The 13,386-nt window shown below is 36.4% G+C and carries 15 protein-coding genes; 6 read left to right on the top strand and 9 right to left on the bottom strand.

Translation table 11 applies throughout. The features are described 5' to 3' along the window. Positions 1-435: a cytochrome c maturation protein CcmE domain-containing protein gene (locus BCL90_RS03450; RefSeq protein ID WP_121282635.1), complete on the bottom strand. Its 435-nt coding sequence runs from the start codon at positions 433-435 to the stop codon at positions 1-3. Positions 436-691: 256 nt separating this feature from the next. On the opposite strand from BCL90_RS03450, the gene BCL90_RS03445 reads away from it, so the two are divergent. The 3 genes from BCL90_RS03445 to BCL90_RS03435 all read left to right on the top strand — a co-directional run bounded on the left by BCL90_RS03445 (position 692) and on the right by BCL90_RS03435 (position 4,926). Beyond that, complete coding sequence (locus BCL90_RS03445; protein WP_121282633.1) at positions 692-1,372, top strand: hypothetical protein; 681 nt, start codon at positions 692-694, stop codon at positions 1,370-1,372. Positions 1,373-1,434: 62 nt separating this feature from the next. Then, positions 1,435-3,471: a hypothetical protein gene (locus tag BCL90_RS03440; RefSeq protein ID WP_121282632.1), complete on the top strand. Its 2,037-nt coding sequence runs from the start codon at positions 1,435-1,437 to the stop codon at positions 3,469-3,471. Between the two features lie 60 nt (positions 3,472-3,531). Continuing rightward, positions 3,532-4,926, top strand: a complete 1,395-nt coding sequence (locus BCL90_RS03435) for a hypothetical protein (RefSeq protein ID WP_121282631.1) — start codon at positions 3,532-3,534, stop codon at positions 4,924-4,926. Between the two features lie 466 nt (positions 4,927-5,392). On the opposite strand, the gene BCL90_RS03430 is transcribed toward BCL90_RS03435, so the two are convergent. The 4 genes from BCL90_RS03430 to BCL90_RS03415 form a co-directional block, all read right to left on the bottom strand. After that, the gene (locus BCL90_RS03430) at positions 5,393-6,814 is read right to left on the bottom strand and encodes a Glu/Leu/Phe/Val family dehydrogenase (protein WP_121282630.1); all 1,422 of its coding nucleotides are present in this window, start codon (positions 6,812-6,814) and stop codon (positions 5,393-5,395) included. A gap of 434 nt (positions 6,815-7,248) precedes the next feature. Then, positions 7,249-7,467, bottom strand: coding sequence for a CcmD family protein (locus BCL90_RS03425; RefSeq protein ID WP_165902533.1), 219 nt, complete (start codon positions 7,465-7,467; stop codon positions 7,249-7,251). 1 nt (position 7,468) lies between these two features. Beyond that, positions 7,469-8,131: a cytochrome c biogenesis protein CcsA gene (ccsA, locus tag BCL90_RS03420; RefSeq protein WP_121282628.1), complete on the bottom strand. Its 663-nt coding sequence runs from the start codon at positions 8,129-8,131 to the stop codon at positions 7,469-7,471. A 69-nt stretch (positions 8,132-8,200) separates the two neighbouring features. Continuing rightward, positions 8,201-8,866, bottom strand: coding sequence for a heme exporter protein CcmB (locus BCL90_RS03415; RefSeq protein ID WP_121282627.1), 666 nt, complete (start codon positions 8,864-8,866; stop codon positions 8,201-8,203). A gap of 229 nt (positions 8,867-9,095) precedes the next feature. On the opposite strand from BCL90_RS03415, the gene BCL90_RS03410 reads away from it, so the two are divergent. From BCL90_RS03410 to BCL90_RS03400, 3 genes are all read left to right on the top strand, one after another. After that, positions 9,096-9,575, top strand: coding sequence for a methylated-DNA--[protein]-cysteine S-methyltransferase (locus BCL90_RS03410; RefSeq protein ID WP_121282626.1), 480 nt, complete (start codon positions 9,096-9,098; stop codon positions 9,573-9,575). Positions 9,576-9,592: 17 nt separating this feature from the next. Continuing rightward, positions 9,593-9,982, top strand: a complete 390-nt coding sequence (locus BCL90_RS03405; RefSeq protein ID WP_121282625.1) for a cupin domain-containing protein — start codon at positions 9,593-9,595, stop codon at positions 9,980-9,982. Between the two features lie 103 nt (positions 9,983-10,085). Further along, entirely contained in the window at positions 10,086-10,547 is a 462-nt protein-coding gene (locus BCL90_RS03400) for a lipocalin family protein (RefSeq protein ID WP_244095044.1), read from the top strand. Here the strand turns inward: BCL90_RS03400 and BCL90_RS03395 are convergent. The 4 genes from BCL90_RS03395 to BCL90_RS03380 form a co-directional block, all read right to left on the bottom strand. Beyond that, on the bottom strand, positions 10,544-10,942 hold the full coding sequence (locus BCL90_RS03395) for a hypothetical protein (protein ID WP_121282623.1): 399 nt from the start codon (positions 10,940-10,942) through the stop codon (positions 10,544-10,546). The two genes, BCL90_RS03400 and BCL90_RS03395, sit on opposite strands and share 4 nt — an antisense overlap. Before the next feature lie 185 nt (positions 10,943-11,127). Beyond that, positions 11,128-11,463, bottom strand: a complete 336-nt coding sequence (gldC, locus tag BCL90_RS03390; protein ID WP_121282622.1) for a gliding motility protein GldC — start codon at positions 11,461-11,463, stop codon at positions 11,128-11,130. Between the two features lie 101 nt (positions 11,464-11,564). Further along, positions 11,565-11,837, bottom strand: coding sequence for a hypothetical protein (locus tag BCL90_RS03385; RefSeq protein WP_121282621.1), 273 nt, complete (start codon positions 11,835-11,837; stop codon positions 11,565-11,567). Positions 11,838-11,935: 98 nt separating this feature from the next. Then, positions 11,936-13,282, bottom strand: coding sequence for a DEAD/DEAH box helicase (locus BCL90_RS03380; protein ID WP_121282620.1), 1,347 nt, complete (start codon positions 13,280-13,282; stop codon positions 11,936-11,938). Positions 13,283-13,386 lie beyond the last annotated feature (104 nt).

Here is a 13,386-nt window from a genome sequence, read left to right as displayed (position 1 = left end):
TTAGTTATATTTTTTTTCGCCGTACTTACCTACCGTATCAACCTTACCGTCTTTATTAATTTCAACAAGGTTATCGTTATACTTAGATGGGCATTTCATTAAAATTTTCGATGCGTAAAACTTGTCCTGATCCATTTTACCGATAAGCACTAATTTTTCAGACTTTTCAAAATCCTGTGGCTTGGTACCGGCATAGATTACCTCTCTCACTTCTCCCTTTTCATCTTTCATGTGGAATGAAAAATGGTTCGCGTCTTTTACGGCATCGTAGTAAGTACCCATTGATTTTACCCAATAGCCCATAACATGTTCTTCTTTCTCAGAAAGAGCTGCCTGTTTGAAATTAGAATAGGTGTCGGTATTTGCATTTAAGCTAAATAAAATCCCTACGGAAATTGCGATGGTAATCAACCCAATGATTGCACTTTTCTTCATGGTTATACTTGTTGTAAAAGCTGGCAACAAAGATAGAAAAATAGGCTTAGCCAGCATTCTTTTACATTTTTCTTGTCTTTATATTGACAATCACCTGATTTTTGAAAGGGAAATATTTGTTCTAGATCCCTATTTATAACCGATCTTAAGTAATATCTTAAATCGCTTAAAAGTTCGGCCTGAAATTATTAAGTTTGGCCTGTCAGATAATTGTCCCTTTTTTACATTCCACTTAGTAAACATAAACCGGATTAATATGAACTTGAAACAGTTTTATAAGTTGTTGTTATTTATCATTTTAATACCCATTTTAAGCTCCTGCTTTGAGGTAATTGAAGAGATTTCGATAAAAAACAATGGTACCGGTGATGTTATCCTCACCATAAACTTAAGTCAGAGTAAAACAAAGGTGGCTTCTGTAATGCTGTTAGATAGTGTACAGGGCTATAAAGTCCCTAGTAAACAGAAAATTCAACAAGAATTAAATGAAGCGGTTGCCTATCTGAGAAAATCAGAAGGAATTTCGAATGTAAAAAGCACGAGTGATTTTAATAATTACATCGCAACCATCAGCTTTTCTTTCAAAGACGTTTCGAATATCAATAACATCACCAAAAATATTCTTGCGCAGCAAAAAATTAAGGCAACCAATACTTCATCCTACACCTATAACAAGGCTACCAAAACCTTTAGCCGAAAATACCAGGCAATCGGTACCGCTAAAACAGAATTCAATAAATTAAAAGCAAAAGACAAGGCGGTTTTTAACGGTGCTACTTATACCAGCATCTATCGTTTCGAATCTCCTGTAACAAGTAGCAACAATCCGGTATCAAACATGTCGAAATCCAAAAAAGCCGTGATGTTAAAAAGCAGCATTATGGATTTAATTAACGGAAAAATTAACGTATCAAACACTATACAACTATCTAAATAAATCATGTATATAGCCTCAATGGTAAAATAAACATGATCCTTATCTCTAAAAAATCTATCTAAATGAAAAAAATTCTAATTGCCATCTCCCTATTTTTATCGCTAAACTTTGCACAGGCACAGGATTTAGTCAAAAAAATTCCATCAAATGCTTTCACAGTCGCTACCATAAAAGGCGATAATGTTTTTAAACTTATGTTCGTAAAAGATTTTAACGAATCTTTTGTAGGCAAGAAATTATTAACGGAAACCTCCAAATCATTGGATAAAAACTTCACCAGTATCGAAGATTTCGGCATCAACCTGGAGAAAAACATGTATTACTTTAACCAGTTGAGCGATAGCATTACCTACAACTGTTTTTTGATCCCGATAAAGGATGCCAAGAAATTTGAAAGTTTAATTGAAAACAAAGAGAAAAAATTTACGCAGCAGGGCGATATCCGTACGATGGTTTTACCTGATAGCACGAGCATCATCAAATGGAACAACAACATGCTTTATTTTGTAACAGGAAGCATCAAGGGTTCATTTTTTGCCGATTCGGTTAAATCTGCCCGTTATGGGATAAAAGACATCAGGTTTCAGAACAATTATGATGATGTAGCCATTGCAGATAGTAGTGTTGTAGTTACAGATTCTACCTACACAACTACGGCTGAACCTATGGTTGAGGTAGTTGAAGCCCCGATTATTGAAAAAGCGAAGGTTCAGAAAAAATCAACCACAAAAAAGAAGGTTAAAAAAGCTGTCGGAACGAAAAAAACCGGCAAAAAGAAACCAGCTAAAAAATCTAAAAAAGCAGCCAAAATAGACTCAGATTTTGAAGAACCGAGAGAACAGGAATTTGCTATCGATACAGCGGCAGCCATGACTCCGGTAAATGGCTTGGTTGATGAACAATATGATGCTTATCAGCAAGAACGTGCAGAACAGGATGCCAAGAAAAAAAGACTGGCCTTTACCTGGATGACAGCACAGGCCGATCAGATTTTTAACGGCACTTACGAATCCATAGAAACCAATAAATCTTACAGCGCAAGTTTGGACAACAAGGCTATTGCTGAACTATGGGTATCAAGCCTACAGGATGTTTACAATTCTATTGCGCCAGAATTTGGTACTTATGGCAAAGCCGGACTGATGAAAGGTTATGGCAGCTTAAACGCTAAACTTTTTATGGATAACAAAAGTTTCCGTATCTCTACAGGTTTGGAACTGGCCCAGGAACAAGCTGACGCTTATAAAAAAATCATGAACAGGAAATTGAACAAAAAATTTCTGAATTATGTAAACAGCGAAAAAGCACTTGGTTTTATGAGCTATTCTATTGATACGAAAGCTTATTTAGAAGAATTTCCGAAGTTAATGAAACAAACTTACGGTTCTTTTTTGGGTGGTAAAATGGAAGAGGAAATTGATCTTGGCACTGAGTTATTCGGTCTTTTGCTTGATGAAGAAGCAGTAAGCAAGGTAATTAAAGGTGATGCGCTATTTGTAATTAACGGTTTAAAAACCAAAGAAGTTACTTATACCACTTATGAGTATGATGATGATTATAATCAGAAAGAGGTAACAAAAACCAAAAATGAAACTTTACCTGATTTCCTATTCATGTTCTCTTCTGAAGATACCAGGTTGATCAATAAATTGATTAAATATGGTATTCATAAAAATATGGTAACGGTTGAAAATAATATCTATAAAATCCAGGAGAAGAAAAGCCCGATTGATATTTACTTTATGATTAAAGACGGAATTGTGTTTTTTGGCAATTCTTTAAGCGAGATGCAAAGCATCAGTAATAATCAATACAACAAGAAAATCAACAAACTGCACAAAGACCTTTTGAGAAAAAACAATTTCAGCTTCCTGTTTAATGCTAAAAACCTGGTAGGTAAAGTGCCAGATTCGGAAATTGGTGGTGAAGAAACCGCTAAGAAATTTAACAGTACTTTAGAAAAAATGGGCAATGTGTACATGAAATCTAACCCGATTAAGGGCAGATTGGTTTCAGCAGATATTAGCGCCGAAATTCCGAACGGACATGAAAATGCATTGAAATATTTATTCTCATTAATTGAAAATGCAGCAAAGTAGATCAGTTGCGGTTTTCAGCTGGGAACCTTCAGTATGCAATGCAACAGTTAACCATATTCCATGAAAAAATTTTTAAAAATAACAGCAGCGATAGTAATATTGCTGCTGCTTTGTTATTTCGGCTTTTTCAAATACAGACAAATCCAGGCCAATAAGATATCCATCCCTGTTTCTACCGATGCTTTGTTTAAAATTAATGTTGATGAACTATACAAAACCATTGCAGTTAGTTATCTGAAACATCCTGGTCAATATTCTGGAGCAGACAAGAGAGGGATCAAAGAAAGGTTAACGGATTTAAACACAGGCCTAAAAATACCAGCAAACATTTACATATACACGTTAAAAGGAAGGGCTAAAAATACTTTTTTCTCGTGTTTCGAAATAGCCGATAGTTTGGCATTTAACCGCTTTATTCTGAAAAAGCTTGCATTAATCAAAAAGGAAGCGCATTTTTTTCAGTCTGCAGATTCAACATTTTGCCTTCTGTTTAACAATAGAACAGTGAGCCTGGCATTTACCCTGAAAAAGGAGCCGGTAAAAAATATACTGGAAGAAATACAGGCTCAGAAAAACATGGTTAAAATTAGCGATAGCAAGTTTGAGCAAATGGCCAGCTTTTCCGATCACCTGTCTTTTCAAAATGAAGAAACTTTAAGCAAGGTTAATTTTACAGATGGAAAAATTGATTTTAACAGTGAATTGATGAATAGATGGATAGAACCTGCTGCTGAACCTAAGCATCGGATTTTAAATCCACAAAGTACAGTGAGTATGTGGCTAAATGGGAAGTTTAAACCTGCTTTGTCTAAAAAAAATGCAGCTGGAAGTCTTTCTCTACTTTCAAAAGATAGTTTTTTCAGATTTTACAAAGATTACGTGGATTTTGAATGGACAAACACCATTACGCAGGTAGATACCATTGTCGGCTACGAGTACAATGATAACTTTGAGCAGGTGGAGAAAAAAATACTTCAAGACCGGAAGATTCCCTCGATTACTATAAATCTAAATGCCGACGATAAAGCAGTGAATACTTATCTTAAATCGCTTGGCGCATTAGATCAATCTACCGGAAAGATTAGCAGCGCAATGATTCCTTTATACCAGTTTTATTTTAAAGGCAGTAATGGTACTGTTCAATTAAGTACAGTTCAAAGCGCTAAACCCGATTTAAAAAGGGCATCATCTGACGACTTCTTTTATTTTAAAGTTGATTTTAAAAAATTGATCAAACAAACATCAATCCCCTTAATTGCGGATAAACTGGGTACTTTTAGTCAACTGGAGATCAAAGCAAAAAGTATAGAAAAAGACAAAATCAAACTAGAATCGGAACTTTTATTTTTAAATGAGGATAGTAACGCCTTGATCCAACTTTTAAACTTGTTTAAAAATGGATTCAACAGCTCGTTAAATTTTAATTCCAATGTGGATATTCCGGTAAACAAGTAGAGTATTTCCCATAGATTCAAGGTGATTTACGCAGATTAACTGTCCATTGTACCTAAACCTGATGGGACGGATGCCAATTCCTTCAATTGGCAGGAGGTACAGCAGGACTAACCCACTCCTATGAAACACAGCCCTATCATTTCCAAAATAAAACAACAGAAATATGCGCTGTTATATTTATCCCCGCTGATCTAAGATGATTTACGCATACTAAAATTTCTGCCCAGATCTGCAGGAGCAAATAAAAAGACCTTGCAGTCACTAAAAAGGGAAATCTATCTGGATAGATTATCTCGACTCCGTTGCACTCCGCTCGAAATGACAATTACTCCATAAAAAAGCCCTGCAGTTATTAAATCTGCAAGGCTTATTAGAAATATCATTCCATCCCTTTTTGTTTGGTGAGCCACCAAACATGGATTTGAGGGAAAGCCTTAAACCTTCTGCCTTCCTACCCCAGGCCTTATTACGGCCAAACGCCTAAATTCATATAAGAAACGGCAATTTTATCGATTGAATTTACAAAAGCAGCAGTTCTCAAGGTTTGCGTGCCTGGTTTGTTCATCAATGTTTCGCGGATTTCGTGGTAGGAATGGATCATCGTGTCTTCTAAACCAGAGTTTACCAATTCCATTTCTGATGCGCCTTTAACAATCATTAAACGGTGCTCCGGAAGGATGGTTTTACCAGTTAAGTTCTCTAAAGTATTGATCAGATTTGCATTTGAGTTAGCTGCATAACGGTTCTCCATACGGCCAAATGCCACATGTGAAAGGTTTTTCAGCCATTCGAAATAAGAAACCGTAACACCACCTGCATTGCAATACATATCAGGAATGATAATGCCGCCCATTTCAGTAAAAATGGCTTCAGCTTCTGGCGTAGTTGGTCCGTTTGCACCTTCAGCAATAATTTTTGCTTTGATATTGCGGATATTAAGCTCCGTAAACTGGTTTTCTAATGCTGCCGGAACAATGATATCGCAATCTTGCTCTAAACCTTCCATCGAATTTTTAAAGCTGGTAGCACCAGGAAAATCTAAAATTGAACCTGTGTTTTTACGGTGTGCAAAAACCTCATCAACGTTTAATCCATTAGGATTATAAATAGCACCTTCAAACTCACAAAGCCCCACAATTGTAGCACCAAATTCGGCTAAAAATTTAGCTGAGTGATAACCTACGTTACCTAACCCCTGTACAATCACCCTTTTATCGCCTAAACCAGCTTTAAAACCGATTTTAGCCATGTCCTCTGCTACTTCAACACATTCGCGTACGGCGTAAGCTACCCCACGGCCTGTAGCTTCTTTACGTCCGCGAATACCATGTAAAGCAATTGGCTTACCGGTTACACAGCCTAAAGCGTCTAACTGACCAGGATTCATAGTCATATAAGTATCTGCAATCCAGCTCATTTCGCGTTCGCCAGATCCGTAATCCGGAGCAGGAACATCAATACCAGGGCCTATAAAGTTTTTCTTAATTAATTCTGTGGTATAACGACGGGTAATGGTTTCCAGTTCGGCAACACTGTATTGTTTCGTGTTGATTTTGATACCACCTTTTGCACCGCCAAACGGAACGTTAACAATAGCACATTTGTAAGTCATTAGGGCAGCAAGCGCCATCACTTCATCTTCGTTAACCATTTCACTGTAACGGATACCGCCCTTTGTAGGGCTCATGTGGTGAGAGTGCTCAACACGCCAGGCATCAATTACTTCAAAACCGTTTCCGCGGCGGATTGGAAATTGGAAACGATATACACTATTACATGTTTTAATCTGGTTCAATAAACCTTCCGGATGATTGGTGAATTGAGCCGCACTGTCAAAGTTTTTACAAACATCTGCAAAGAACTTGTTCTCGTCTGCTAGATTAGCCATTATTTATTTTTTATATTGAATAAGTTTTCAGTGCAAAATTGCCTAAAAAATCTGCACATATCCAAATGCAAAAAGACTTAGTGTATAGCTAACACCACCCTATTCAGGCTTTGAAACAGGTTTTATACCGATTATACCAAACTGTTCAAAAACAATATTTAAACAGGTTTAAACAAGGATATATTGATTCCTCAACCGGATTAAAACGACTATTTTCATAGGTTTTCTTATTGTTATTCGGGATGAAAAAAAAATTATAAAAAAAATATCCACAAGACTATTTTATTGCTAAACTCATTAATCAACAAACCGAAACACTCCTAAAATTACGAATATCATAAATTTTGCATCAGAAATAAGACATAAAAAAGGAGATCAATATAATTTTGATCTCCTTTTAAATCTCATGTGGACTATCGTTATTACGACCGGTTTTATTTATTGATGTGGTTTTCTTTTTCGATTTTTTTCAATCTTTTATCAATTGAGAAAAGATAAGCCAAGAGGCCAACCAGTATAATTACGATACATATTACCACAACATATATCTTTCCATTGCTGCGAAGGCTATCAGCCATTTCTACACCATTATCCTGTGCAAATAACTGCATGGTGGCCATCATTAAGATCAGGGAGAAAAATATCTTCTTCATTTTAGTTATGTTGTTGTTTGTTTTCAATATTGCGAATTCTGAAACGGATGGTATATACCCAGTAGCCGATTAATATCCAGCCTAAACATGCCGGATAAAATACCATGCGCATGCGGCTATCCAAATCGTAGCTGTTAAAACCAGGATTGCCACCGTTGCCTGGATGTAATGAATCTTTTAAACGGGGTAACACAAAAAGTAATACCACCATCATTGGGAAGGCAAAAATATTATAAATAGCAGAAATTTTTGCTCTTTTTTGTTCTTCATCAATTGCATTCCGGAGAATGAGATAAGCAAAGTATAATAAAACAGAAATAGCAGCGAAATTCTGTTTAGGATCGAAACTCCAAAATTGTCCCCATGTATATTTAGCCCAGATCGCACCGGTAATCAAACCCAAAAGGCCAAATATAATCCCCGCATTTACACTTTCTACGGCTTTTATATCATCTATTTCGCTTTTGCTACTCAACGATTTTACACTGTAAAAAACTGAAATTGAAAAAAGAACAATCATGGCAAACCACATCGGAACATGGAAATACAGGTTGCGGATCGTTTCATTTAAAATAGCTAAATGAGGTACACCTAGTAACAATCCTGCAATCGCAGTATAAATCACCAAAATTGAACCTAAAATTTTCCACCAGATTTTATGCATATTTATATTTAATTATTGAATGATTGAGTATTGAATGTAGATTCCATCATCCGTTTTACATCTTCCATATTAATCTCTCCAAAGGTAAGGAAATAACAATAAAGAGGTTGCCACCATCAGCACATTCACCACCAGCAACATCGCAATTTCATCGTAACTGTTCTCCCATGGCAGGCCGTCTACCGCATTTTTAGCCAGTTTGATCAAAAGGATCAGTACCGGAATAATGATCGGAAAGCTCAATATAGCCATTAACATACCACCGTTACCAGCCTTACTTGCAATGGCCGAAACCATGGTAAACACAGTAGAGAAACTCATACTGCCCAATACCACGGCCACGTAATACAATAGCATATCAGGCGGCGTAAAGGAATCGAAAACCAAAGTATAAAAGCCCAATGCTATGGTGGTAAGCACCAACATCAAAAGGGTATTATAAACTGTTTTAGAAATCAAAACCGCTGCCGGGCTAGCCAAAATGTAACTGTAAAGCTGCTGTCCCTTTGTTTCCTGTAGAAAACTTTTAGAAACACCATTGATGGAGGCAAAAAGCATGATAATCCAGAATAATGCATTCCAGGTTAATTTATCGCCAAGGCTTACAAATGACAGGTAACAGGTAAAAATAGTAGAAACCACATAGAGCAATACACCGTTAATGGTATATTTGGAGCGCCACTCTAACAATACTTCCTTGTGAATTAAATATTTAACCTCTTTGGCCAATTGCATAACCGCAAAGATACTTTTATTGATAAATATTGCATGCTTAAATTGTTGTATTGTTGTAATTTTGTTTCAGGTTTAGGCGATGGATAAAAAAGTTTTAACCACAGATGTAGAGGATAAACACAGATGGTGTTTATTAAAAGCCAACCAAAATTCAGATTATTTTAAAGTTTAATTTAGCCTGTAAAGTAAATCTGTGTTCATCCGTGTAAATCTGTGGTAAAATAGAAATATGAACTACGCATCAGTTATAGAAACGCCTATTGGCAGATTAAGCATCCTGGCTGATGAGGATTTTGTGCATGCCGTTACTTTTGAAGAAAAGGATATTGCTGGTTTAACAGAAAACGAACTGACCATAAAAGTTGCCAACCAATTAAAAGCATATTTTAATGGAAAGCTTCGGGATTTCGATTTTCCAATGAAACAAAAAGGAACCGAATTTCAACAGGAGGTTTGGCAAAATTTATTGACCATTCCTTTTGGCGAAACCACCTCATACGCTAAATTTTCTGCACACAATCCATTAGCGATCAGGGCTATTGCTGCAGCAAATGGGAAAAACAATATTGCGATTGCAGTACCATGCCATAGGGTAATTGGCAGTAATGGTAAACTGGTGGGTTATGCCGGAGGTTTATGGCGTAAACAGTGGCTGCTACAACATGAACGTGAGGTTGCCAAAAAAGGACAAACCGAATTAAAATTTTAAAACCATAATTTTAGCAGATGAATAACGATCAAGCCGGAACACCAAATAATTATCTAAAAGCAATTCGTTTAATTAATATAGAAGATAACAAATGTGCATTCGAAATTGGAAAAATCCCTATCCGTCAGCATATCAATGCCAATTATTTTTTCGCCCAAACTGATGTATCAACTTTAGAGAAAATCCCCCACCCTGCACCGAGGAGGCAATTTGTAATTACGCTTAAGGGTAAACTCCGGTTTACAGTAAGCAATGGCGAAACTTTTATGATTGAACCTGGGATTATCCTTATTGCCAATGATACTGCCGGAGAAGGACATACCTGGGAAGTTATAGATGGCAATGAATGGGAAAGGATCTATATTCCATTGGAAGAAGATACCGATGATTATTTTATTGCAGATTAAGATCCTCAAAACCAAGATTAGGTCAATTTTGTAAGTCATATCAAATTATGATTATATGAAAACAGTCTGTTCCCTCCTGCTAGTTCTCTTCACTTACGTGCCGATGGAAAAAAATATTCCAGTGGCCAAATTGAATTTAAAAAAATATGCAGTAACATGGTACTCGCTATATTCTATTCCGACCATTTTTGATAAAGGGAGTCGTGAAACAACTACCAGGTATACTTTGAATAAAGATGGTTATTACAAAGTGCTCACCACTTATAAGAAACCTGGAGATGACAAGATTTACTCCAGAACTTCAAAAATGTTTCCGTCAGAAGATGGTGATAAAGGAGAATTACAGGGACAATTTATCTGGCCGATCAAAGTCGATTATTGGATTATCGAACTTGCAGACGATTATTCTTATGTAGTCGTGGGTCATCCCGATCATAAGTTTTTGTTCATCATGAGCCGCCATCAGACGATGCCGAAGAAAACCCATGATGAAATTGTAGCCAGATGTAAAGCTAAAGGGTATGAGGTAAGTAAACTAACCTCGCAACAACACGAAAAAGATTAAGCTGTAATTTTTTCGCCACGTTTAACACTGAAAAGCATAAATACAACACCTACCAAAAGTACAATCCAGCCCCATTGGAAATGAACAACTTTACCGATAAGTTTATTTGCGAAGCCATATTTAGTGTAATTGTTTGCTGTAAAGTAAACAGCAATTACCGCTAAAACATACCAGATAGCCATTACAAAACTCATAAACCTAAAGGCCCCTACTTTTCTGATAAATAGAACCAATACCGAAATGGCGATAATAGCATAAGTAATCAAAAACAAACGCGCATCTGATTGATACAAGTTCCAATTGCCTTTAATGGGCACTTTTAGCATGGGGCAGAAACCTGCAATAACGCATAACAAAATGCCTAACCAGGCCCTGAATTTATTTAATACTAACATAGTTAAAAATGATTACACTGATTTTAACGATTCCGCCGGTTGGCAATTGTTTGTAATAGAAGTTAATGGTTAATTGCTAACTTACCTGGCATTTTTTAATGACTAATGACTAATGACTAATGACTAATGACTAATGACTAATGACTAATGACTAATGACTAATGACTAATGACTAATGACTAAAACTACTGCCCTTCAATAATCCCCATCTTATCTGCAAAGTGGGCACAGTAATCGCGTAAATCTTCAACAATTAAAGTTTCGTTTGTGGCTTTTAAAAAGCTGTCGGCCATGGTTTGCAAAGTTTCGTAGAAGAAACGTTTCATCTCATCAACAGGCATATCCTTTGTCCAAAGATCTATCTTTAAGGTATTCTTATAATTGTGGTCCCAAACGGATAAAAACATCGCCTTTGCAGGTACTTTATCAGCGTTACCAGAATCTGTGCTTTCCCAAAGTATGTTATCCGGGTTATTGCCTTCATCTAACTCAACGGTTATTTTTATTTCTGCTTTTTTCATATTAATATTGATTTCACCGATTTAACAGATTCCTCCGATTTAGACCGACTAATTTTTACGGATGCAAAGATGCTTAATATTAGTTTTACTTCATTGCAGCTTTAAACTACTTTTTGTAATATTAACATCAAGATTGCTGCAATAAAGATAAATATCAATTCTACTATCCAAATACGCTTAATATCTTTCAAAGTAAAGCGAAAAATCATATCTGTAATAAAGGTTACAAGAATTAGGCAACCTAAAACAAGAAGGTAAAAACCATCCATATTTACATGACGTGGTGCTGTACTTTTCTCCGAAAAGAGATTTACAACCACCAAAGCCAAACCAATGGCACTTACAATATTTAAAGGCGTAACCCTAAAGTTCATCTGTGTTTATTTATTTGTTTTCAATTGTCAGATGGAGCCTTTGACAATTGAAATAATTATTTAGAAAATTAATAATTATTTTAATTGTGTCGGGTTCATTACTTTTTCTTATCGAATTTTTTGCCCTTTTTAAAACTCTTTACCTGTTTACCAGCCTTTGCTTTGGCTTTCTCCCTCACCTTTTTTTCTATTGCCGCAGCATGTTTTTTCTCGTGGAAAGCCCCTTGAAAATCAGGATCTTCCTTACGTTTCTGCATATCGATTTCTTTTGCAATATGCTGGCGCTCTTCGTAAGGGGTTTCATCAATGAATACACCTTCCGGAATTTCGGCCACAGGAATATATTGGCGAATCAATTTTTCGATCTTGCGGATATAATATTTTTCGGCATCAGTTGCAAAGGTAATCGCATCACCTTTGGCAAAAGCCCTGCCTGTACGGCCGATACGGTGTACATAATCTTCAATAATAATCGGCACATCGAAATTGATCACATGACTCACATCACTCACATCAATACCCCTACTCGCCACATCTGTAGCCACCAGAACCCTGATATTACCTTCTTTAAAACTATTTATAGAGTTAATCCTGGTGTTCTGTCCTTTATTGGCATGGATTACACGAACATTTTCAGCGCCATACCTACGTTCAATAAAACTGAAAATATTATCGGCAACTGTTTTTGTTTTACAAAAAATAATCAGACGGTTAAAAGTCTCATCATTTTTCAACAAATGCTGCAACAGGTTAATTTTCGTTTTGAAATTCGGAACGTAATATAAAGTCTGCGTTACATTTGCAGCAGGGGTTGCTTGTGCAGATGCCTCAATTACAAGCGGATTATTTAAGAAATCGCCTGCAATTTTCTGAACTAAGTCGCTCATTGTTGCCGAGAACAACAAATTCTGACGTTTACGTGGAACAATCTCCAAAATCCGGTGGATAGAACCAATAAAGCCCATATCCATCATCTTATCCGCTTCATCTAATACCAGAAACTTTAGGCTCTGGGTATTAATATCGCCAGCTAAATATAAGTCTAAGAATCTTCCTGGCGTAGCAATCAGGATATCAATGCCTTTTGCAATCTGCTCTTTCTGTGTTTTCGGACCAATTCCACCAAAAATAACTAAAGAACGTAAATCAGTATAGGTAGAAAATAATTTCACCTGCTCTGCAATCTGCATGGCAAGTTCGCGTGTTGGCGACAAAATCAGTGCTCTTGGATGATCGCCCTGAGCATATTTCAACTGCATTAAAATTGGCAAAACAAAAGCAGCAGTTTTTCCCGTACCAGTTTCAGCGATACCAAAAATATCCTGTCCAGATAACACTGGAGCAATTGCTTTTTCCTGTATCGGCGTGGCAACGGTATAACCTGCATCGGCAACTGCATTTAAAATTTGCCTGTTTAACTTAAATTCTTCGAACGATTTTGCCATAGCGTACAAAGATAGTGATTAAGGTTGAGGGTTTGAAGGTGTAAGGCAGAAGGTTTCAGTAACATCTAAAAAACAAGGTTTCTTTTATAAGAATTAGTAGAAAA

This window comes from Pedobacter alluvionis (assembly GCF_003664035.1).
GTDB classification, from domain to species: Bacteria; Bacteroidota; Bacteroidia; order Sphingobacteriales; family Sphingobacteriaceae; genus Pedobacter; species Pedobacter alluvionis.
The sequence above is the reverse complement of the archived record's forward strand: the minus strand, read 5'-3'. Positions and strand labels throughout refer to the sequence as shown.

What these genes read in the sequence shown, in the direction of transcription:
- BCL90_RS03435 (WP_121282631.1), top strand. Translation starts at nt 3,532, where the DNA reads ATGAAAAAATTTTTAAAAATAACAGCAGCGATAGTAATATTGCTGCTG.
- BCL90_RS03400 (WP_244095044.1), top strand. Translation starts at nt 10,086, where the DNA reads ATGGAAAAAAATATTCCAGTGGCCAAATTGAATTTAAAAAAATATGCA.
- BCL90_RS03445 (WP_121282633.1), top strand. Translation starts at nt 692, where the DNA reads ATGAACTTGAAACAGTTTTATAAGTTGTTGTTATTTATCATTTTAATA.
- BCL90_RS03380 (WP_121282620.1), bottom strand. Translation starts at nt 13,282, where the DNA reads ATGGCAAAATCGTTCGAAGAATTTAAGTTAAACAGGCAAATTTTAAAT.
- BCL90_RS03385 (WP_121282621.1), bottom strand. Translation starts at nt 11,837, where the DNA reads ATGAACTTTAGGGTTACGCCTTTAAATATTGTAAGTGCCATTGGTTTG.
- ccsA (WP_121282628.1), bottom strand. Translation starts at nt 8,131, where the DNA reads ATGCATAAAATCTGGTGGAAAATTTTAGGTTCAATTTTGGTGATTTAT.
- BCL90_RS03425 (WP_165902533.1), bottom strand. Translation starts at nt 7,467, where the DNA reads ATGAAGAAGATATTTTTCTCCCTGATCTTAATGATGGCCACCATGCAG.
- BCL90_RS03440 (WP_121282632.1), top strand. Translation starts at nt 1,435, where the DNA reads ATGAAAAAAATTCTAATTGCCATCTCCCTATTTTTATCGCTAAACTTT.
- BCL90_RS03415 (WP_121282627.1), bottom strand. Translation starts at nt 8,866, where the DNA reads ATGCAATTGGCCAAAGAGGTTAAATATTTAATTCACAAGGAAGTATTG.
- BCL90_RS03405 (WP_121282625.1), top strand. Translation starts at nt 9,593, where the DNA reads ATGAATAACGATCAAGCCGGAACACCAAATAATTATCTAAAAGCAATT.
- BCL90_RS03410 (WP_121282626.1), top strand. Translation starts at nt 9,096, where the DNA reads ATGAACTACGCATCAGTTATAGAAACGCCTATTGGCAGATTAAGCATC.
- BCL90_RS03450 (WP_121282635.1), bottom strand. Translation starts at nt 435, where the DNA reads ATGAAGAAAAGTGCAATCATTGGGTTGATTACCATCGCAATTTCCGTA.
- BCL90_RS03395 (WP_121282623.1), bottom strand. Translation starts at nt 10,942, where the DNA reads ATGTTAGTATTAAATAAATTCAGGGCCTGGTTAGGCATTTTGTTATGC.
- gldC (WP_121282622.1), bottom strand. Translation starts at nt 11,463, where the DNA reads ATGAAAAAAGCAGAAATAAAAATAACCGTTGAGTTAGATGAAGGCAAT.
- BCL90_RS03430 (WP_121282630.1), bottom strand. Translation starts at nt 6,814, where the DNA reads ATGGCTAATCTAGCAGACGAGAACAAGTTCTTTGCAGATGTTTGTAAA.